Source organism: Roseovarius sp. BRH_c41 (assembly GCF_000961715.1).
Classification (GTDB): Bacteria; Pseudomonadota; Alphaproteobacteria; order Rhodobacterales; family Rhodobacteraceae; genus Roseovarius.
Genome location: NZ_LADY01000004.1, coordinates 74148 through 93568, shown reverse-complemented (window position 1 = coordinate 93568; position 19421 = coordinate 74148). Strand labels below are relative to the sequence as shown.

At 62.1% G+C, this 19421-nt stretch carries 19 protein-coding genes; 13 read left to right on the top strand and 6 right to left on the bottom strand.

The window, feature by feature from the left end; translation table 11 throughout:
* The first annotated feature begins 109 nt into the window (after nucleotides 1-109).
* Nucleotides 110-1000, top strand: a complete 891-nt coding sequence (locus VR71_RS01420) for a helix-turn-helix transcriptional regulator (protein ID WP_296429679.1) — start codon at nucleotides 110-112, stop codon at nucleotides 998-1000.
* 65 nt (nucleotides 1001-1065) lie between these two features.
* On the opposite strand, the gene VR71_RS01415 is transcribed toward VR71_RS01420, so the two are convergent.
* The 5 genes from VR71_RS01415 to VR71_RS01395 form a co-directional block, all read right to left on the bottom strand.
* Complete coding sequence (locus VR71_RS01415; RefSeq protein WP_045680530.1) at nucleotides 1066-1893, bottom strand: extracellular solute-binding protein; 828 nt, start codon at nucleotides 1891-1893, stop codon at nucleotides 1066-1068.
* 25 nt (nucleotides 1894-1918) lie between these two features.
* A complete protein-coding gene (locus VR71_RS01410) occupies nucleotides 1919-2674 on the bottom strand; it encodes an ATP-binding cassette domain-containing protein (protein ID WP_296429676.1) in 756 nt (251 codons plus the stop codon).
* A 7-nt stretch (nucleotides 2675-2681) separates the two neighbouring features.
* Nucleotides 2682-3389 carry an ABC transporter permease gene (locus VR71_RS01405; RefSeq protein ID WP_083781520.1) on the bottom strand — a complete coding sequence of 236 codons (708 nt, stop codon included), beginning with the start codon at nucleotides 3387-3389 and terminating at the stop codon, nucleotides 2682-2684.
* Between the two features lie 74 nt (nucleotides 3390-3463).
* The gene (locus VR71_RS01400) at nucleotides 3464-4153 is read right to left on the bottom strand and encodes a class I SAM-dependent methyltransferase (protein ID WP_045680528.1); all 690 of its coding nucleotides are present in this window, start codon (nucleotides 4151-4153) and stop codon (nucleotides 3464-3466) included.
* Nucleotides 4146-5273 (bottom strand): CaiB/BaiF CoA-transferase family protein, encoded by a 1128-nt coding sequence (locus VR71_RS01395; protein WP_045680526.1) that lies wholly within the window; start codon nucleotides 5271-5273, stop codon nucleotides 4146-4148. Before VR71_RS01395 ends, VR71_RS01400 begins: the two co-directional genes overlap by 8 nt.
* Before the next feature lie 152 nt (nucleotides 5274-5425).
* Here VR71_RS01395 and VR71_RS01390 point away from each other — a divergent pair, with 152 nt between their 5' ends.
* From VR71_RS01390 to VR71_RS01335, 12 genes are all read left to right on the top strand, one after another.
* Nucleotides 5426-6361, top strand: coding sequence for a LysR family transcriptional regulator (locus tag VR71_RS01390; protein ID WP_009817042.1), 936 nt, complete (start codon nucleotides 5426-5428; stop codon nucleotides 6359-6361).
* A gap of 101 nt (nucleotides 6362-6462) precedes the next feature.
* Nucleotides 6463-7647 carry an acyl-CoA dehydrogenase family protein gene (locus VR71_RS01385; protein ID WP_009817041.1) on the top strand — a complete coding sequence of 395 codons (1185 nt, stop codon included), beginning with the start codon at nucleotides 6463-6465 and terminating at the stop codon, nucleotides 7645-7647.
* A gap of 9 nt (nucleotides 7648-7656) precedes the next feature.
* On the top strand, nucleotides 7657-8475 hold the full coding sequence (locus VR71_RS01380; RefSeq protein ID WP_045680524.1) for a MaoC family dehydratase N-terminal domain-containing protein: 819 nt from the start codon (nucleotides 7657-7659) through the stop codon (nucleotides 8473-8475).
* A gap of 40 nt (nucleotides 8476-8515) precedes the next feature.
* Complete coding sequence (locus tag VR71_RS01375; protein WP_045680521.1) at nucleotides 8516-8833, top strand: helix-turn-helix transcriptional regulator; 318 nt, start codon at nucleotides 8516-8518, stop codon at nucleotides 8831-8833.
* 41 nt (nucleotides 8834-8874) lie between these two features.
* The gene (locus tag VR71_RS01370) at nucleotides 8875-9930 is read left to right on the top strand and encodes a permease (RefSeq protein WP_045680519.1); all 1056 of its coding nucleotides are present in this window, start codon (nucleotides 8875-8877) and stop codon (nucleotides 9928-9930) included.
* Nucleotides 9927-10760 (top strand): transglutaminase-like domain-containing protein, encoded by an 834-nt coding sequence (locus VR71_RS01365; RefSeq protein ID WP_045680514.1) that lies wholly within the window; start codon nucleotides 9927-9929, stop codon nucleotides 10758-10760. Before VR71_RS01370 ends, VR71_RS01365 begins: the two co-directional genes overlap by 4 nt.
* Before the next feature lie 149 nt (nucleotides 10761-10909).
* A complete protein-coding gene (locus tag VR71_RS01360; RefSeq protein WP_045680512.1) occupies nucleotides 10910-11938 on the top strand; it encodes a BMP family protein in 1029 nt (342 codons plus the stop codon).
* A complete protein-coding gene (locus tag VR71_RS01355) occupies nucleotides 11939-13486 on the top strand; it encodes an ABC transporter ATP-binding protein (RefSeq protein ID WP_045680510.1) in 1548 nt (515 codons plus the stop codon).
* On the top strand, nucleotides 13476-14525 hold the full coding sequence (locus VR71_RS01350; protein WP_045680508.1) for an ABC transporter permease: 1050 nt from the start codon (nucleotides 13476-13478) through the stop codon (nucleotides 14523-14525). Before VR71_RS01355 ends, VR71_RS01350 begins: the two co-directional genes overlap by 11 nt.
* Before the next feature lie 3 nt (nucleotides 14526-14528).
* Nucleotides 14529-15473, top strand: coding sequence for an ABC transporter permease (locus tag VR71_RS01345; protein WP_009817033.1), 945 nt, complete (start codon nucleotides 14529-14531; stop codon nucleotides 15471-15473).
* Nucleotides 15473-16750, top strand: coding sequence for an amidohydrolase family protein (locus VR71_RS01340; RefSeq protein WP_045680507.1), 1278 nt, complete (start codon nucleotides 15473-15475; stop codon nucleotides 16748-16750). The genes VR71_RS01345 and VR71_RS01340 overlap by 1 nt, the downstream gene beginning before the upstream one ends.
* Before the next feature lie 120 nt (nucleotides 16751-16870).
* Entirely contained in the window at nucleotides 16871-18490 is a 1620-nt protein-coding gene (locus tag VR71_RS01335; RefSeq protein ID WP_045680505.1) for a mucoidy inhibitor MuiA family protein, read from the top strand.
* Here VR71_RS01335 and VR71_RS01330 read toward each other — a convergent pair.
* Nucleotides 18487-19308, bottom strand: coding sequence for an ABC transporter permease (locus VR71_RS01330; RefSeq protein ID WP_009817030.1), 822 nt, complete (start codon nucleotides 19306-19308; stop codon nucleotides 18487-18489). The two genes, VR71_RS01335 and VR71_RS01330, sit on opposite strands and share 4 nt — an antisense overlap.
* Between the last annotated feature and the right edge of the window lie 113 nt (nucleotides 19309-19421).

Here is a 19421-nt window from a genome sequence, read left to right as displayed (position 1 = left end):
TTATGAATATGATGCTCCGGCAAGCGTCACAATACAAGACAAAACAAGGATGCGTTTGATGCTGATTTCCGCGCAGAGATGCGATAGGAACGCAGCATTGGAATTCCTTATGCATGATCGACACTCACTCATGGACAATGACATCCCCGCCTATCTGACAACCAAAGAGGTTGCTGACCTCTTGCGAGTCAAAGAGCGCAGAGTTTACGACATGGTCGCCACGGGCGAGATTCCGCATCGCAAGATCACCGGCAAGCTCTTGTTTCCACACAATGAACTGATGTGCTGGATTGAGGGTACTGGCGTCACGCTGCCGACAGAGCGGATGGCGCTCGTGACCGGTTCGCATGATCCGTTGCTCGATTGGGCTCTGCGCGAGAGTGGTGCGGGCCTTGCCACTCTTTGGAACGGAAGCCATGACGGGCTAGAGGTCTTTGCCGAGGGGCGCGCGGTTTTGACAGGGCTGCATATTCCGGGCGATAACGACTGGAACATTCCCGCCATAGAGGCGCGTGGGTTGCGCGATGCGGTGCTGATCGGCTGGGCCGAACGGATGCGCGGTCTGATTCTGACGCCCGCTGTGGCCGATCTGGTGCAGAGTTTTAGCGATCTGCGGGGTCGCCGTGTGATCCTGCGACAAGAGGGGGCAGGCACCACGACGCTGTTTGACCGAATGATGGCCGAGTCCGGGTTAGTGCCCGGCGACATCCTGACGCCTGCCAGTCCCGCGCATACCGAGAGCGACGCCGCCGCCGCCGTAGCGGCGGGTGAGGCAGAGGCGACCTTGGGGATCGACTCAATGGCGCGGCAGTTTCGGTTGGTGTTCCGGCCCCTGGTGCAAGAGCGGTTCGATCTTTTGATCGACCGCCGCGCCTATTTCACTGAACCCGTGCAACGCCTTGTCGCCTTCATGCGGTCGGATACGATGATCGCCAAGGCAGCAGCGCTTGGAGGCTATGATCTGGGCGCACTTGGCACGGTGCGTTGGATTTCCGCCTGAGGCCGCGCCTCCCCAAGTAAATTCGAAGTTTCTTTGGGGAGAGCTCTGTAGACTGCCGCGCAGTGTCAGCCGCCCGCGTTCGGGAAAAACAACTGCTGGCCGTCGATCTTGTAGTCGGCGATGGCCTGTTGGCCTTCGGCGGACAGAACCCAGTCAATGAACGCTTGCCCGGCCTCGGCCTTGACGCCCGCATGCTTTTCCGGGTTCACGAGAATGATGCCATATTGGTTGAACAGGCGATCATCACCCTCGACCGAGATCTGGTAGTCGCCCTTGTTGCCAAAGGATATCCACGTCGCGCGGTCGGTCAGCACATAGGCCCCCATCGCCGTGCCGGTGTTGAGCGTGGCCCCCATGCCGGAGCCAGTCTCGCGATACCACGCCCCAGATGCGGCGGCGGCATCGACGCCTGCGTCTTTCCACAGTTTCAATTCTGCCTTGTGGGTGCCGCTGTCATCCCCGCGCGAGGCAAAGGGTGCCTCGGTCTCTGCGACCTTGGTCAAGGCCGCCGTGATATCCTTGGTCCCGGCGATACCTGCCGGATCGGCGGGCGGCCCAACCAGGATGAAATCGTTGTACATCACATCCGACCGTTTCAGCCCGTGCCCATCGGCCACGAATTTTTCCTCGGACGCCTTGGCATGGACAAAGAGCACATCACCATCGCCATTTTCGGCGTTCTTGATCGCCTGCCCGGTGCCTACGGCCACGACGCGCACCTCGATCCCGGTCTTGTCCTGAAAGATCGGCAGAATGTGGTCAAACAGACCGGAATTCTGCGTCGATGTGGTGGATTGCACCACGATGAACTGATCCTGCGCCTGCGCGGATCCAGCCAGGCCCAAGGCCAGTGCCGCACCGGCAGCAAGCGAAAAAAGATGACGTCTGAGCATGGAACACTCCCTGTTCGGTTGGATGTCAGAGGGTTGAGTTTGTGTAGAGCCGCCCTTCGGTCCAGGCGCGCGCGGCCTCGGAGCGGGAGTGGCTAAGGACTTGATCAATTGGACCGGTTTCGGCCACCTGCCCCGCGTGCAGAAAGATCACTTCATCTCCCATCCGACGCGCCTGACCCATATCATGGGTGACCATGACAATGGTCACACCCCGCGCATGGGCGGCGTCGATCAGAGACTCGATCATCTGCGTCGAGGCGGGATCGAGGCTGCTGGTGGGTTCATCAAGAAAAAGCAGGTGCGGCTGACCAATGAGCGCGCGTGCCAAGGCGAGGCGCTGCTGCTCTCCGCCCGAGAGAACACGTGCAGGATGCCGCGCCAGATCGGTCAGCCCAGCCATATCGAGCGCGCGCCCCGCCTCTGTTGCCCGCTGCGCACCGCGTATGCCATGCATCGAGAGGGCAAAATTAAGATTGGCCAGCACCGACCGGCGCAGCATCACGGGACGCTGGAACACCATCGACTGCGCACGTCGCGCGGTGTGATCCGGGGTTGCCCCCCGCCACAAAACCTGCCCGGCAGAGGGTGGCAAAAGACCATGCAGAAGACGCAAAATCAGGCTCTTGCCCGCGCCATTCGCCCCCATGATCAGAGTGCGCGACCCTTCGCGGATTGTCAGGGATACACCGTCAATGAGCCGCTTGCCTCCTGCCTCGAAAGACAGGTTACGCGCCTCGAGCAACGCAGCGCTTGTGGCGACCTGTGCCGGGATCATATCCATCACCGTATCACGCATAGGCCGCCCGCACCGCAGAGGCCCGGAGCGCCATGACCACCGCATTCACGATCACCGCGATGGAGAGCAACAGCACACCCAGCGCCAATGCCAGTTCCAGATTTCCTTTGGACGTCTCGAGCGCGATGGTGGTGGTCATCACGCGGGTCACATGATTGATATTGCCACCCACGATCAGCACCGCGCCGACCTCGGCCACCGCGCGGCCAAATCCCGCCAGTGCGACAGTCATCAGGCTATAGCGCGCATCCCAAAGCAAGGCGGCGATGCGGTCATAGGCGCGCAGGCCCATGGAGGCGAATTGCTCGGCATATTCGCCGTGCAGATCTTCGACCACCTGTTTCGTGAGTGCCGCGACGATGGGCGTCACAAGGATCGTCTGCGCGATGATCATTGCCAAGGGCGTGTAGAGCAATTGCAGCGGGCCAAGCGGGCCAGAGGCGGAAAGCATGAGGTAGACAAAGAGCCCAACCACCACCGGCGGCAGGCCCATCAGCGCATTGAGCAGGACCGTCAGAATGCCCCGCCCCGGAAAGCGGAATGCGCCGACCAAGGCCCCCAGGGGCAGGCCAATGAGACAGGACAAGAAAACAGCGGAAAGCGTCACCCGGAGCGACAGCGCAACGATCTCGCTCAGGTTCCGATCCCAATTGAGGATCAGGACAAAAGCCTCTGACATGATGTCGCCAAAGCTGAACACGTGCGATTTCTCCCCTTATTGGGAAAAAAACCACAAAAAGACATAAGACGCCAGCCCCTAAACGCGACAGCCCCTCAGGGTTTTGCGGCGCGCAATCGCCAGAGGCGCAGCGGTTGGATCAATTCCGGCCCATTCGATCCCATGCTTACATGCACCGCATAAAGCCGCCCCAGCGTCTCGCGCTGTGCCTCGGCCAGGGCGCGGCGGGCGGGATCGACACGGGCAAGATAGGCAATAAAGGCGTCCAGATCAGCCACAGGCGTGGGCCGCGCATAGGTGACAGGCGCAGGGCCAGTGGCCTCGCCCGTAGCCAGCATCGTATCAATCGCCCGAATCGCCGCGTGACGTATCGCTGTCTCATCCTCGACCGGGCGCATCACCTCAAAGAACGCGCCTTCTGCCAAGGGTTCGACAATGATCACCTCGCCACCGGGGCGCAGCACGCGCAAGGCCTCCCGCAAGGCGTCCGGCATGAGAGGCACCGGGACATGGTGCAAGGAGTTGAGAAAAACGCAGGCTTGAAAAGACGCAGCCGCAAAGGGCAGCGCCTCTGCCCCGCACGCCTCGAACCGGGCCTCGGGCACGGACAGACGCGCGGCAGCGACCGCCTCGGGCGCGGGGTCAATCCCGGTCACGTTATAGCCCGCGCGTACCAGATTGCGCGCCAGCGCCCCATGACCACAGCCGATATCGAGCACCGCATGTGCGCCGATTTCGGACAGAATTGCCAAAAGACGCGTGCCGGTATCGTTTGTCTCAGTCATTGCCAAACTCCGCGCGCAGCGCGGCGCTATGCGCCCCAAGGGCGGGCACAGACCCCAAGACAGCCTCGACACCGTCGATCTGCGCGCCGGGGGCCAGCATCCGCACCGGGCCAGAGGGGGTGTCGACCGTGACGTGCCGGTTCTGTGGATGGCTCACCAGATCCTCCATCTCACTCACGCGCCCATAGGCGATCCGCGCGGCGCGCAAGCGGTCCGCCATGGCGTCGCGCGGGATCGCGGCAAAGACCGGCCGCAGGATCGCGTCCAGCGCCCCGCGATTGGCAACGCGGGCCGAATTGCTGTCAAAGCGCGGATCGCGGGCCAGCGCGGCATCCCCCAGAATCGCCTCGCAGAACACCGTCCATTCCCGCTCGTTCTGGATCGAGATGAGCACCGCCTTTCCGTCGCTGCCCTGATAGACTCCATAGGGCGCGATAGTCGGGTGGTTGAGCCCCGCACGCTGCGGCACCTTTCCTCCATAAGCATATTGCAGGTAGGGCACATTCATCCAATCGCCCAGCGCATGAAAAAGCGAGACCGCGATATGCCGTCCCTCTCCGGTTGCCGCGCGACCGATCAGCGCCTCGAGAATGGCCTGATAGGCGGTCATTCCCGCCGCGATGTCGCAGACCGAAACCCCTGTGCGCGCCGGGCCATGCTCATTGCCGGTGATCGACGAGAGGCCGGTTTCAGCCTGCACCAGAAGGTCATAGGCCTTGAGGTCCGCCAATGGCCCTTCCTCACCATAGCCAGAGATCGAAACAGTGATCAGACGCGGGTAATCGGCGCGCAGCCGATCCGGCGCGAATCCCAACCGATCAATCGCACCCGGTGCGAGGTTCTGGATGAAGATATCTGCCCCCGCCAGCATCCGCTCCATCAGCGCGCGATCCGCCATTTGCCGCAGGTCGAGGCAGAGCGATTCCTTGCCCCGGTTGAGCCAGACGAAATAAGCGCTCTCCCCATGGACCAGCGCGTCATACCCGCGCGCAAAATCGCCTTCGGGCCGCTCGACCTTGACCACCCGCGCGCCTGCTTCGGCCAGACGGCTTGACGCATAGGGGGCGGCGACCGCCTGTTCGACGGAGACAACAAAAAGACCGGCAAGGTCGCTACGCATATGGGCCTCTTACTTCTGGGTCGCATTCCGGTGGAGCATGCCCCATTCCGTCCAGGATGAGAAATATCAGTGGCGTTGAACGGGTATAGCGCGGGGCTATAGGACATCATAGGCTTGCGCTCTGACCTTTCCAGTTGGTAGACGTTCAGCCTATGGATATCCGCCAACTCCGCTATTTCATCGCCATCGCCGAGGCCCCTTCGCTCTCGGCGGCGGCGCATCGACTGGGGGTCGCGCAACCCTCGCTCTCCCAACATGTGGCGCGGATGGAAGCGGAGCTTGGTGTGCGCCTGATCGACCGCTCACCGCGCGGCTCGATGCTGACCGCCGAGGGGCAAGTCCTCTTGCGTCACGCGCGCGAGATCACCACCGCAATGGAGCGCTGCGTGGACGAGATGCGCGATTCGTCGGGCGCGCCGCGCGGCAAGGTGGGATTTGGTCTGCCATCCTCTGTCTCTATGGTGCTGTCGGTCCCTCTCGCGGAAACGGTTCGTGTAGAATTGCCCGATATCCGTCTGCGCGTGGTCGAGGCGATGAGCGGCTATATCAAGTCATGGGTAAGCGACGGCACCGTTGACATGGGCTTTATCTACGACTTGCAGAACGCCGATCACTTTCGGATCACCCATGTGCTTGACGAACGTCTGCATGTGTATTCCGCCCCGGACAACTGGCCCTTTGATACGCCGCCCGGCACGCCGGTGCCGCTGCGTGCGCTCGAGCGACTGGAGATGATTCTGCCCGAAGCCGCACATGGCCTGCGCAAGACGATCGAGAGCTATGCCGCACCGCTTGGCCTGCGCCTGAATGTTCCCATCGAGATGGATGCGATGACGCAGATCAAGGAACTGGTGGCGCGCGGGTCTGGTCATGCGATCTTTTCGCCCTCAGCGGTGCATGACGCGGTTGCGCGGGGCGAACTTGTCGGCGCGCCCATCACGGCCCCTGATATGGTGCGACCGGTTTATCTGGTGAGCAACCCCTCCTTTCCCACCAGCCGCGCCAGTCGTGCTGTCGAGGCGATCACACTCGATGTGCTGCGCGATCTGGTGCAGCGGGGCATCTGGCAGGGTGAGTTGCGGCTATAGGCGCGCCCAATGGCCGCAAGCGGGCATTGGTATTTCCGTCAGGCCGGAAAACCTGCCACCTAGAGCACGAAAATCGGGCATGAGAAACGTAAGAGGCTGACATGACGTCATTTGATCCAACGGCAGACTATGCCGATATCCGCGCAGGCGTGGCAAAGGTCTGCGCCGAGTTTCCCGGCGCCTATTGGCGCGATCTGGATGCGCGCCGTGCCTATCCCAAGGACTTCGTTGATGCCCTGATTCGCGAGGGGTATCTGGCGGCGATGATTCCGGAGGAATTCGGCGGATCGGGGCTTAATCTGACGGCAGCCTCGGTCATACTCGAGGAAATCCACCGCTCTGGTTGCAATGCCGCCGCCTGTCACGCGCAGATGTATACAATGGGCACCGTGCTGCGCCACGGGTCCGAGGCGCAAAAGGCGGCCTATCTGCCCGGCATCGCCGATGGCTCCTTGCGTCTTCAGGCCTTTGGCGTGACCGAGCCCACCAGCGGCACTGACACGCTGGCGCTGAAAACAACGGCGCGGCGGGATGGCGATGAGTATGTCATCAACGGCCAGAAAATCTGGACTTCGCGGGTGGAACATTCCGATCTGATGGTTCTCTTGGCCCGCACCACACCGCGCGAGGAGGCGAAATCGAAAACTGACGGTCTGTCGGTCTTTCTCATCGACCTGCGCGGCAAGGTGGGTCACGGCATCGACATCCGGCCCATCCGCACCATGATCAACCACGCCACGACCGAAGTGTTCTTTGACAACCTGCGCATTCCAGCGGACAGCCTGATCGGAGAAGAGGGCAAGGGATTTCGCTATATCCTCTCGGGCATGAATTCCGAGCGTATCCTGATCGCCGCCGAATGTATCGGCGATGCCAAATGGTTCCTCAAGACCGGGTCCGACTATGCCCGCGAGCGGGTGGTGTTTGGCGCGCCCATCGGGGTCAATCAGGGCGTGCAATTCCCACTGGCCCGCGCGCAGGCGCATCTGATGGCCGCCGAGGCGATCGTCTACCGCGCAGCCGCGATGTATGACGCAGGCCACAATCCCGGCGTCGAAGCGAACACCGCCAAACTCTTGGCCTCTGAGGCGAGTTGGGAGGCGGCAGAGGCCTGCATGCAGACCCATGGCGGCTTTGCCTTTGCCGAGGAATATGATGTCGAGCGTAAATTTCGCGAGGCGCGGCTCTATCAGATCGCGCCGATTTCGACCAATCTCATCCTGTGCCATATTGCCGAACAGGTGCTTGGCCTGCCAAAATCCTACGGGCCGGGACGTGGGCAATAGGGGAATCGAATGAACGATTACGCAGATTGGATCGGGCGCAGCTATAGCCGGTCAGAGCCGATTTCCGCACGGCTGGTCCGGGAATACCGCGCCACGCTGGCGGGCACTCTGGCCGAGGTGGATATGCCTGTTGGGCTGCATTGGTGTCTGGTGCCCGATACGGTCACGCCTGATCAATTGGGGCGCGATTGCCATCCCAAGACGGGCATTTTCCTACCTGCCCTGCCCTTGCCCCGCCGCATGTGGGCGGGGGGAGAGATCGAATTTCACGCGCCCTTTGCCGCCGGTGATCTGGTGACGCGAGAGACGACGATTGACGATGTGACCTTCAAGGACGGGCGCAGCGGCAAGCTGGGCTTTGTCACGCAGCGACATGTCTACAGCGTGGACGGGGCGGCGCGCCTGACCGAGCGGCAGGATATCGTCTACCGCGAAGACGCCAAGCCGGGACAGGCCAAGACGCCGGAGGCCGCTGAGGAGTGGCCCGGTGCGACCGCATGGCAGATTACGCCGGATTCGACCCTGCTTTTCCGGTTCTCGTCGCTCACCTTCAATGGCCACCGCATCCATTATGACCACCCCTATGCAACCGGGGTTGAGGGGTATGAGGGGCTGGTTGTGCATGGTCCGATGCAGGCGGTCTGGATGATGAATCTGGCCACCCATTTCCTGGGCCACCTGCCGACGCGGTTCACCTATCGCGGCCTAACGCCGCTTATCTGCAACCTGCCCGTCGCAATCGAAGCGCGCCAGACAGACGGCGGTCTCGACCTGCGGGTGCGGCGCACGGGCGATGGGGTGGCGACCATGGCGGCACGTGCCGAGTGAGATAGATTGACATAACTAGAATTATCGTTATATTGATCGCATGAGCATCACAAGCTCCACAGCCCGCGCCCTTGCTGCCCTTGGCCATGACACGCGCCTTGCGATCTTTCGCCTGTTGGTACGCGCGGGCGACGAGGGGTTGAACGTGGGTGACATCGGTCAGCATCTGGATCAGGCGCCTTCAACCCTCGCGCACCACCTCTCGGCGCTGGTCGAGGCTGGTTTAGTGGTGCAAGAACGGCAGGGGCGCGCGGTGATCAACCGCGTGGATTATGCTGCCATGCGCCGCACGCTGAATTTCCTGACCTCGGAATGCTGCACCGGGGTGAAGTTGGCCAAGACAGAGACTGCTGCCTGAACGCCATTTATTTGGCCAAACTTAACGACATTTCTAGGGATATGGACATGACAGACTCGAGCCTTCCGCAACCACGCGCAACCGTCATATTGCGACGCGCGTGGAAAGATCACCGCATCTGGATGATATCCGCCCTGATCCTGATCGTGCTCGCATTCTCCGATGCGGCGCAGGCCCGCGCCACGCTGGTCTTTACGACCGACGCCCTTCTTGGCACCGCGCCGTTTCTCCTGCTCTCCATCGGCATCGCCGCATGGGCGACAGCCACCGGCGCGGACAATCTGATCGCGCGCGCCTTTACCGGCGCACCGGCGATGATGATCCTGCTCGCGGCCTTTGCGGGCGGACTCTCGCCTTTTTGCTCTTGCGGAGTGATTCCGCTGATCGCCGCCCTTTTGGCGATGGGTGTTCCGCTCTCGGCGGTCATGGCCTTCTGGCTTGCCTCGCCGGTGATGGACCCGTCAATGTTCGTGCTGACCACCGGCGTTCTCGGGCTAGAGTTTGCCGTTGCCAAGACATTGGCCGCTGTCGGCCTGGGCCTTATGGGTGGCTGGGTCGTGCATCTGGTGGGCCGCGCCGGGGGGCTAAGCGATCCGCTGCGCGACGGCATCGGCAACGGTGGTTGTGGCGGCAGTAAAGTGCGCGCGCCCAAGCCGGTGGTCTGGCGGTTTTGGACCGATCAGGCACGCCGGGCCAAGTTTGCCCGTGAGGCGCTGACTGTGACCCTGTTTCTGCTGAAATGGCTCACTTTGGCGTTTATCCTGGAAAGTCTCATGCTGGCCTTTGTCCCGGCAGAGACCATCACGAAGGCGCTTGGCGGCACCGGCATCGGCCCGATCTTCCTCGGCACCCTGATTGGCGTCCCTGCCTATCTCAACGGCTACGCCGCCCTGCCACTGGTCGGCGGATTGATCGGTCAGGGCATGGCCCCCGGTGCTGGTCTGGCCTTTCTCGTGGCCGGGGGCGTCACCTCTTTGCCTGCTGCGATTGCGGTCTGGGCGTTGGTCAAGCCACGGGTTTTCGCGCTCTATATCGCGCTGTCGCTCACCGGGGCGTTTGCGGCGGGCCTGCTCTTTCAACTGTGGAACATGGCATGAGGCAGTTGCGGATTGAGGTGAGCGGCCTTCAACCCGGCGCGCACCTGTTGGCCCCAGCTGGCATGTGCAGCCCCGAGGACGCGGTGACAGCCACGACCGTGACGGGAGGAGAGATCATTACCGTAGCACTTGAGCCGGAATTGGGTCTTGCCGCGCTCTGGATCGAGGCAGCAGGGACAAGGCTGACACTCAACCATATAATCGCGCCAGCCCCCATCGGCCAAGGCTATCCCGAGGCGGTCTTTGCCCCACGCGTCACCCGATATACCGCCGCCGCCGCTGATCTGGCCGAGGCCAGCCGCGCCACTGCAGCCAAGGCAGGCGGGGGGCGCGCGGGTATCGACGCATTGGTGGCCGAGGCCGAGGCGCGTTTTACCTACGATCACCCTGAGGCGCGATTCAACGATGGCACAGAGGCGGTGCCCTATCTCTCTTGCGGAACGACGCCCGGCTCTTGTGTGGATATCAACACCTATCTTGTCGCCAGCCTGCGCGCGGCGGGCTATGAGGCGGGCTATGTCTATGGCTACTTTTTTCCGGCGGAAAAGGGTGGCGTCACCCATGACATGCATTGCTGGGTCGTCACCCGCCATGCCGGCGCGGTGTTGGACTGGGACATTGCGCATCACATGAAGGCGGGGCTTGGCCCGACCAAGCCGGGCCTCAATCCACGGCCCGGTTGGCGCGTGGCTCTCGGGCACTCCATGGGGCATTGCTATCGCAGGGGCGAGACGACGGCCCGCCTCAAACTTTTGGCTGAGCCGATGCAGGCGGGGCCGGACGGCACATGGCAGAAACTACCGATCACCGCGCGCCTGCCCGCAGCCTGACCCTTGCGAACCTGCTCGCATTTTGAGCATAAACCGCTGGGACTCGACCCGCCGGCGGTTTAGTTTCGTCCATGGCTAAATTTCTGTAGAAAATCGGCCGGATAAATTTTACCAATTGGTAAAACCAAAAAGACTGCCCACCTGCCAACATGGAGAACAACATGACACGCCTGCCACTTTCCCGTCGCCGCTTCATGGCCACCTCGGCCGGAGCGGCTCTCATTGCCGGGGCCTCTGGCCTTGCCTCGCCGCTGCGCGCTGCAGAACCGATCAAGACCGCCGGTATTTATACCGTGCCCGTTGAACAACAATGGGTCAGCCGCATTCACAAAGCCGCCATGACCGCGCAAGAGCGTGGCGATGTCGAGTATGTCTATTCCGAGAATGTCTCGAATACCGATTACGCCCGCGTCATGCGGGAGTATGCCGAACAGGGCTACAAGCTCATCATCGGTGAGGTCTTCGCGGTCGAGCAAGAGGCTCGCGAAGTCGCCGCCGATTATCCAGATATCGCCTTCCTGATGGGATCGAGCTTCAAGCAGGATGACGCCCTGCCAAATTTCGCCGTGTTCGACAACTACATTCAGGACGCCTCATATCTCTCGGGCATCATCGCGGGCGCCATGACCAAGACCGCCAATATCGGGATGGTCGGCGGTTTCCCGATCCCCGAGGTCAATCGTCTGATGCATGCCTTCATGGCCGGTGCGCAGGAGATGAATCCGGACATCAAGTTTCAGGTGAGCTTTATCGGCTCGTGGTTCGATCCGCCCAAGGCCAAGGAAACTGCCTTTGCGATGATCGAAGGCGGCGCGGACATGCTCTATGCCGAACGCTTTGGTGTCTCGGATGCGGCACAGGAAAAGGGCGTGCTGGCCATCGGCAACGTGATCGACACCCAAGCCGATTATCCCGAGACGGTTGTCGCCTCTGCGCTCTGGCATTTTGAGCCGACGCTTGATGCCGCGATTGCCGCCGTGAACGCGGGCAATTTCACCGCCGCCGATTATGGGGTCTATTCCTTCATGAAGGAAGGCGGATCGTCACTGGCCCCGCTTGGCACGTTCGAGGGCAAGGTGCCAGAGGCGGCTTTGGCGCTGGTGGCGGAACGCGAGGCGACGATCAAGGCGGGGACGTTCTCTGTCGAGATCAACGACGAAGAGCCGAAATCCTCGTAAATGACAGGCGCAGACACGGCGCAGGTCGTTCTGCGCCTCGATCGGATCACCAAGCGTTTCGGCGCGCTCACCGCGAATGACGCGGTGAGCCTCGACTTACGGCGGGGCGAGGTTGTTGCCCTCTTGGGCGAGAACGGCGCAGGCAAGACCACGCTGATGAACATCCTCTTTGGCCAATACACCGCCGACGAGGGACAAGTGATGGTGATGGGACGGGCCTTGCCCCCCGGCAATCCGCGCGCGGCGCTCGAGGCGGGCGTGGGTATGGTGCATCAGCATTTCACGCTGGCCGACAACCTGACGGTTCTGGATAACGTGACACTTGGCACCGAACCGCTCTGGCGCTGGCGCTCTGATACTGCCGCCGCGCGCGCCAAAATTGCCAAACTCTCGGCGGATTTTCATCTGGCCGTTGATCCCGACGCTCGCGTTGGAAGCCTGACGGTGGGGGAACGGCAGCGGGTCGAAATCCTCAAGGCGCTCTACCGCGAGGCGCGCATTCTCATTCTGGACGAGCCGACCGCCGTTCTGACACCGCAGGAAACCGACGACCTCTTTGCAACATTGCGTGAAGCGGTGGCCAAGGGCCTGTCGATCGTGTTCATCAGCCACAAACTGCATGAGGTGATGGATATCGCCCACCGGGTCGTGATCCTGCACCATGGCAAGGTTGTGGCGGAAATGGCCACGACAGATACTGACCGCCACGCGCTTGCCGCCGCGATGGTCGGCAGTGAAGTCAGCGCGCCACGGGTGGCCCCCGGCACACCCGGCGCGCCGCTCTTGCAGTTGCACGCGGTCACCACGCCCGACCAAGGCAGCGCGCCGGGGCTGAAATCCGTGACGCTGTCGTTGCGCGCGGGGCAGATCACCGGGCTGGCGGGTGTTTCCGGCAACGGCCAGGCGGCGCTGGCCGATCTCATTGCCGGTCTCAGCGTCCCTGCTTCGGGGCGGCTTGACCTGGGTGAGGCTGACTTGGCGCAATGGTCGCCGCGCGCCGCCGTTGAACATGGCATCGCGCGCATTCCCGAAGACAGGCACAAAACCGGCACAATCGCCGATTTCTCCCTGACTGAGAATGCCATTCTGGAGAGCTATCACAAACCGCCCATGAGCCGCGCCGGCTGGATGAACTGGCCACGCGCCGAGGCAGAAACACAGGCGATTATCAAAGGCTATGATATACGCTGTCCCGGGCCTGATACGCGCATTCGCCTACTTTCAGGCGGGAATATGCAGAAACTGATCCTTGGCCGCGTGCTTGAGGCCAATCCGTGTATCATCCTTGCCAACCAACCCGTCCGAGGGCTGGATATCGGCGCGGTGAACTATGTGCATGAACAATTGCTCAAGGCGCGCGACCGGGGGGCGGCGGTGCTGCTCATTTCCGAGGATCTGGATGAGATCATGGCGCTCTCGGACGTGATCCATGTGATGTCCGAGGGGCGGCTCTCGCCCGAATTTGCGCGCGGCAGCATGACACCTGCCGAACTTGGCGTGTGGATGGCGGGACACGGGTTTGACGAGGGGCTGGCACATGCGTCTTGAACCCATCGCCAACCCGAGCCTCGCGCGCAGCACCCTGCCACCTGTGCTGGCGATTGTTGCGACCGTAGTCGTCGCGTCCCTGTTGGCGATGCTCGCCGGAGCCAATCCCTTTGCCGTTCTTGGATTGATCCTCAAGGGCGCGGCGGGGTCACAATTCGCCGTGTTAGAGACACTGAACCGCGCCACGCCACTTATTTTCACCGGGCTTGCAGTGGCGGTAGCGTTCCGCGCCCGGCTCTGGAACATCGGGGCCGAGGCGCAGCTATATGCCGGAGCCTTGATGACGGTCGTGTTGGGCACCGGGGTGTTGTCTTGGCCCGCCGCAGCGCTCTTGCCCACGCTGGTGCTCGTATCGATGCTGGCCGGTGCGGTGGTTCTTCTCATCCCTGCGCTGCTCAAGGTGCGGTTTGGCGTCGATGAGGTGGTCACAACTCTATTGTTCAACTTCATCTTTCTGCTGTTTATCTCGCTCCTGCTTGAGGGGCCGCTCAAAGACCCGATGGGCATGGGCTGGCCCAAGTCCGAGCGCCTGATTGCCGAGGCGCGCCTGCCGCGCATCATCGAGGGTCTGCGCCTGCATTGGGGCTTTGCGCTCGCGCTCATTGCCGCCGGTCTCGTCTGGCTGGTCGAGCGGCGCACCACCCTCGGCTATGAGATGCGCGCCGTTGGCCTGAACCGCGAGGCGGCGCGCTTTGCCGGTATTCCGGTCAATGCGGTGCTGATCAAGACGGCACTCCTGTCGGGTGGTCTTGCAGCCTTGGCCGGTTTTTCCGAGGTGGCGGGCGTCAAAGGCAGTCTCACGCTCGATCTCAGCCCCGGCTTTGGCTATACTGGCATCATCGTGGCGATGCTTGCGCTGCTCAATCCGTTGGGTGTCATTGCAGCCGCCCTCTTTGTCGCAGGCATCTTTGTGGGTGCTGACAGCATGAGCCGCGCGGTGGGCGTGCCCACTTATCTCGCCGATATCATGCTCGCCACGGCACTCCTGTTGATGGTGCTGGCGATCCTGCTCACGCGGTTCCGAGTGGTGAGAGGATAGCGCATGGATATTTTCGACATCCTCCTCTCCGCCAGTTTTTGGGCCGCTGCGATCCGCATCGCCAGCCCGTTGATTTTTGCCACCTTGGGCGAGTTGATCTGCGAACGTGCGGGCGTGCTCAACCTCGGGATCGAGGGGATCATGGTTGCAGGCGCATTTGCGGGCTGGATGGCGGTCTATTCCGGTCTGGGCCTCTGGCCCGGTGTCGCCGTGGCGATGGTCGTGGGCATGGGATTTGGCGCGGTGCATAGCCTTTTGACCGTGCCCTTCGGCCTCTCTCAGCATGTGGTGGGGTTAGGCGTCACGCTTCTCGCCACCTCGTCAACCTATTACGCCTATCGTCTGGCGTTGCCAGAGGTGACAAGCCCACCCAAGATCATGGCCTTTAAACCTTGGGAAATCCCGCTGCTGTCGGACATTCCCCTGATTGGTCCCGCGCTTTTTTCACAAACCCCGCTCACCTATCTGGCGTTCATTCTGGTCGGCGTCGTCAGCCTCGTGCTCTACCGCACGCCTCTTGGCCTTGCGCTGCGTGCGGCGGGCGAGAACCCGGCGGCGGTGGCGGCACAGGGCCTGTCGGTCACCGGCCTGCGCATGGGCGCGGTGATCGTCGGATCAGGGCTGATGGCGGTGGGCGGCGCGTTCCTGACCATGTCGGCGTTTGATTCCTTCTTCTTCGAGATGGTCAACGGGCGCGGCTGGATCTGCATCGCGCTGGTGGTCTTTGGCGCGTGGAAACCGGGCAAGGCGCTCTTGGGAGCCGTGCTTTTTGCCGCCTTCGATGCGCTGCAAATCCGGGTGCAACAGACACCACTCGGCGCCGACATTCCCTATCAGATCTTTCTGATGACGCCCTATGTCCTCTCCATCCTCGCCCTCATCGTCATGTCGCGCCGCGCCGAGGTGCCCGCTGCCCTGATGGTGGCCTTCAACAAGGGAGAACGCTGATGTTCGATCTCATCGTCAAGGGCGGCACGCTGCCCGATGGCAGCACCGCCGATATTGGTATCACCCGCGACCGGATCACGGCGATGGGCAGGCTTGAGGGGGCCGAGACGGGCCAGGTGATCGAGGCCACCGGCGATCTGGTCAGCCCGCCCTTTGTCGATCCGCATTTCCACCTCGACGCCACGCTCAGCTACGGGCTGCCGCGCATCAACGCCTCCGGGACGCTGCTGGAAGGGATCGGCCTGTGGGGTGAGCTGAAGCAAATTGTGACCCAAGAAGAGATGGTCGCGCGTGCGCTCGATTATTGCGATTGGGCCGCCTCGATGGGCCTTTTGGCGATCCGCAGCCATGTTGACACCTGCGATGACAGCCTCAAAGGCGTGGCGGCGATGCTCGAGGTGCGCGACAAGGTCAAAGACTATATCGACCTGCAACTCGTGGCCTTTCCGCAGGACGGGTTCTACCGCGACCCCACCGCGCGCGCCAATACGATCCGCGCCCTCGATATGGGTGTCGATGTGGTGGGTGGCATCCCGCATTTTGAGCGCACGATGGCGGATGGTGCGGCGTCTGTGCGCGAACTCTGCGAGATTGCCGCCGCGCGGGGGTTGCGCGTCGATATGCATTGCGACGAGAGCGACGATCCGATGAGCCGCCATATCGAAACGCTGGCCTATGAGGCGCAGCGCCTCGGGCTTCAGGGGCGGGTGGCCGGATCACACCTGACGTCCATGCATTCGATGGACAATTACTATGTCTCGAAACTCCTGCCGCTGATGGCCGAGGCGGGCGTGGCGGCGATCCCCAATCCGCTGATCAACATCATGTTGCAGGGGCGGCACGACACCTTTCCGAAACGGCGCGGCCTGACACGGGTCAAGGAAATGCAGGCGCATGGCATCACCGTCGGCTGGGGTCAGGATTGCGTCCGCGACCCGTGGTATTCCCTCGGCACCGCCGACATGCTCGATGTGGCCTTCATGGGGCTGCATGTGGCGCAGATGTCGAGCCCCGATGAGATGCGCCGCTGCTTCGACATGGTGACGCATCAGAATGCCAGCATCCTCGGACTTGACGATTACGGGCTGCATGTCGGTGCAATCGCCTCGCTCGTGGTGCTCGATGCGGGCGACCCGATTGAGGCAATCCGCCTGCGCGCGGCCCGCCTCACAGTGGTGTCCAGGGGGCGCGTCATTGCCCGCACACCGCGCGGCGATGCGACGCTTGAGCTACCGGGCCGCCCGGTGGCGGTGCGGCGAAGGCATCCGGTGGCATAGGCGCACGCCGACGCCCCCCCGGCGCAACCCGGCGTAAACCTGCGCATGACCGCGCGGCACGCTTGCACTCAGCCCCGCCAACCCCGAAACATTGCCGCATATATTTCAGGAGTGTTCCGCATGCGTGCCCTTTCCCTGCCTCTCATCTTCCTCGCCCTGCCCGCCATGGCCGATGACATTGCCCTTTCCAGCCGCGTCAGCGCCGTGACCCTCTATCCGCAAGGCGCAACCGTGATCCGCGAAGTGGCCTTTAGCGCCCCCGCCGGACAGCATGACCTCATCCTCGCCGACCTGCCACAAGGCACGCCGCTGGCCTCAGTGCGCGTCACGGTCGAGGGCGCACGCATGGGCGGGGTCACCACCCGCAACGATTACGTGCCGCCGCGCGATCCGGATGACAGCGACGCGCTGATCGCCGCCCGCGCCGAGGTGGAGCGGCTGGAAGAGGCACTGCGCACCGCCCGCAACGAGATCACCGACATTCGCCTAGAAGCCGACGCCGCCCGCGCCCGCATCACCTTTCTGAGCCAGATCGGTCAGGGCGACGGGGCAGCCGCCCTCGCCATCGACCAACTGCGTGACCTCACGACCATGATCGGCGCTGAAACCCTTGCCGCGCGGCAAGCCGAAGCCGATGCCACCCGCCGCGCCGATACCGCAGAACGCGCGCTCAAGGACCAGATCGAGACGCTGGAAGAGGCGCGTCAGGCGCTCAATGCGCTCGTTCCGGAGGACGAGGCCCGCGCCATGCTCGCCGTGGCCATCACCTCGGACACCGAGACCCAAGGCATGCTCACCGTGACCTACACCATCCCCGATGCAGGCTGGCAACCGCTCTACGATCTGCATCTGGCGCGCGACAGCGGCGCTCTGCGGATCGACCGGGGGGCTTTTGTGCAGCAATCCACCGGCGAGAACTGGCAGAACATTTCGCTCTCCCTCTCGACATTGCGCCCCTCCGAGCAAACCGAACCGGGTCAGATCTGGCCTTGGATACCCCGCATTCAGGACCCCGAGGAAATCCAGCCCTTGGCGCGGGGCAAGGCAGAATCCGGGCTGATGACCATGGCCGCCCCGATGGCAGAGGCCGCCAATGCCGACATGGCCAGCGCCAGCTTTGACGGGCTCTCCGTCACCTACAGCTATCCCACGCCGGTCACCGTCACCACCGGGGCGGATCGCGTTCGCCTGATGCTCTCCCCGCTGGAAACAGACGCAGAGATTGTGGCGCAGGCAGTGCCGATGCTCGATCCGACGGCCTTTGTCATGGCGCGACTGACCAATGACACAGGCGAGATTCTATTGCCGACGCCGGAAGCCCGATTTTATCTTGATGGTCGGTATGTCGGGCAACGCTGGCTTGATCTGATCGCGGACGGGGACAAGGCCGACATGTCCTTTGGCCCCATCGAGGGACTGCGACTGACCCGTCTGGTGACCGATCGCAACGAAGGTGACCGAGGTATCATCACAAAATCCAATCAACAAACCGAGGCTGTTGAAATCACCGTCGAAAATCTGACCGGCGAGACATGGCCCCTGCGTCTGATTGATCGCGTGCCGGTATCAGAACAGGAGGATCTGGAGATCACATGGGAGGCCGAGCCGATGCCCGCCGAGCGCGACATTGACGGCGCACGCGGCATTCTGGCATGGACCTTTGATCTGCCCGCCGGAGAGACGCGCAAGATCACTCTGGACACAACGCTCACGTGGCCCGAAGGCAAGGTGCTGCGCTAGCGCCGCGCCTCCCAACTGCTGGAGGCATATTGGCGCGTATAGAACTCTCCCATCAACCCGATCATCAGCAGCGCAAGCCCGACATAGATCGGATACTCTAGAGAGGTTCTATGCGGGAAATAGTTGATGAATACAAAGCCACGGGTCTGGTCGATGATGTGAAAGAGTGGGTTCCAGTCGAACATGTTCATCATGAAGGTGGGAAGGGTGTTGACCACGAACATCTTGCCCGAAGCAATCATATTTGCGCGCTGATAAATTGAGGCGAATATGGAAACAAATCCGGGCGACCATGGCTTGATCGCCATAAGAACAAGACCGACCGACAGACCCGTAAACCAAGCGGCAAGGATCATTCCGAACGCCTGAATGGGTTGGTAGATCGTGATTGGCACAAAGCCCACGTGATAGACAAAGAGCACCACAAACAACGACAATACCTGAATATAGAGCGAGCTTAGGGCAGCGGCGGAAATCGCGATGATCGTGTTCATCGGCGCGTGCTGCATCATCGGCGAGGCTGGTCCCTCGGCCCCGATGACTGCGCTCATCGCCTTGATATGTGTGATGTAGATGAAGATGCCGGACATCATGAACAGAAGAAAGTCGCCACGCATCTTTGTTCCCTTGAGGCCCAGCACGCTGAACATCAGGTAAAAGGCCAGAACCATGATCACGACGGTCATGATATTCTTGGCCAGAGCGATGATCGCGTTTCCGTCGCTTTTGCGGACGTCTCGCACGGCTGCGTGATAGATCAACTCTGCAATGACAATTGCTGAATGCAGCCTTGAACGGGGACGCGTTGTTTTGAACATTGGAAAGTGTCGCTGCCCTATGATTTTGTGGTCCGGGTTTCTTGCTGTCCCTGACATAGCATATCATAAGGGACATCGGGTAATCCATCGGTTAACGGCGCAAAGTGGCGTCT

Coding starts and splice junctions, on each gene's coding strand:
- VR71_RS01420 (WP_296429679.1), top strand. CDS start 110: ATGCATGATCGACACTCACTCATGGACAATGACATCCCCGCCTATCTG.
- VR71_RS01415 (WP_045680530.1), bottom strand. CDS start 1,893: ATGCTCAGACGTCATCTTTTTTCGCTTGCTGCCGGTGCGGCACTGGCC.
- VR71_RS01410 (WP_296429676.1), bottom strand. CDS start 2,674: ATGGATATGATCCCGGCACAGGTCGCCACAAGCGCTGCGTTGCTCGAG.
- VR71_RS01400 (WP_045680528.1), bottom strand. CDS start 4,153: ATGACTGAGACAAACGATACCGGCACGCGTCTTTTGGCAATTCTGTCC.
- VR71_RS01395 (WP_045680526.1), bottom strand. CDS start 5,273: ATGCGTAGCGACCTTGCCGGTCTTTTTGTTGTCTCCGTCGAACAGGCG.
- VR71_RS01390 (WP_009817042.1), top strand. CDS start 5,426: ATGGATATCCGCCAACTCCGCTATTTCATCGCCATCGCCGAGGCCCCT.
- VR71_RS01385 (WP_009817041.1), top strand. CDS start 6,463: ATGACGTCATTTGATCCAACGGCAGACTATGCCGATATCCGCGCAGGC.
- VR71_RS01380 (WP_045680524.1), top strand. CDS start 7,657: ATGAACGATTACGCAGATTGGATCGGGCGCAGCTATAGCCGGTCAGAG.
- VR71_RS01375 (WP_045680521.1), top strand. CDS start 8,516: ATGAGCATCACAAGCTCCACAGCCCGCGCCCTTGCTGCCCTTGGCCAT.
- VR71_RS01370 (WP_045680519.1), top strand. CDS start 8,875: ATGGACATGACAGACTCGAGCCTTCCGCAACCACGCGCAACCGTCATA.
- VR71_RS01365 (WP_045680514.1), top strand. CDS start 9,927: ATGAGGCAGTTGCGGATTGAGGTGAGCGGCCTTCAACCCGGCGCGCAC.
- VR71_RS01360 (WP_045680512.1), top strand. CDS start 10,910: ATGGAGAACAACATGACACGCCTGCCACTTTCCCGTCGCCGCTTCATG.
- VR71_RS01355 (WP_045680510.1), top strand. CDS start 11,939: ATGACAGGCGCAGACACGGCGCAGGTCGTTCTGCGCCTCGATCGGATC.
- VR71_RS01350 (WP_045680508.1), top strand. CDS start 13,476: ATGCGTCTTGAACCCATCGCCAACCCGAGCCTCGCGCGCAGCACCCTG.
- VR71_RS01345 (WP_009817033.1), top strand. CDS start 14,529: ATGGATATTTTCGACATCCTCCTCTCCGCCAGTTTTTGGGCCGCTGCG.
- VR71_RS01340 (WP_045680507.1), top strand. CDS start 15,473: ATGTTCGATCTCATCGTCAAGGGCGGCACGCTGCCCGATGGCAGCACC.
- VR71_RS01335 (WP_045680505.1), top strand. CDS start 16,871: ATGCGTGCCCTTTCCCTGCCTCTCATCTTCCTCGCCCTGCCCGCCATG.
- VR71_RS01330 (WP_009817030.1), bottom strand. CDS start 19,308: ATGTTCAAAACAACGCGTCCCCGTTCAAGGCTGCATTCAGCAATTGTC.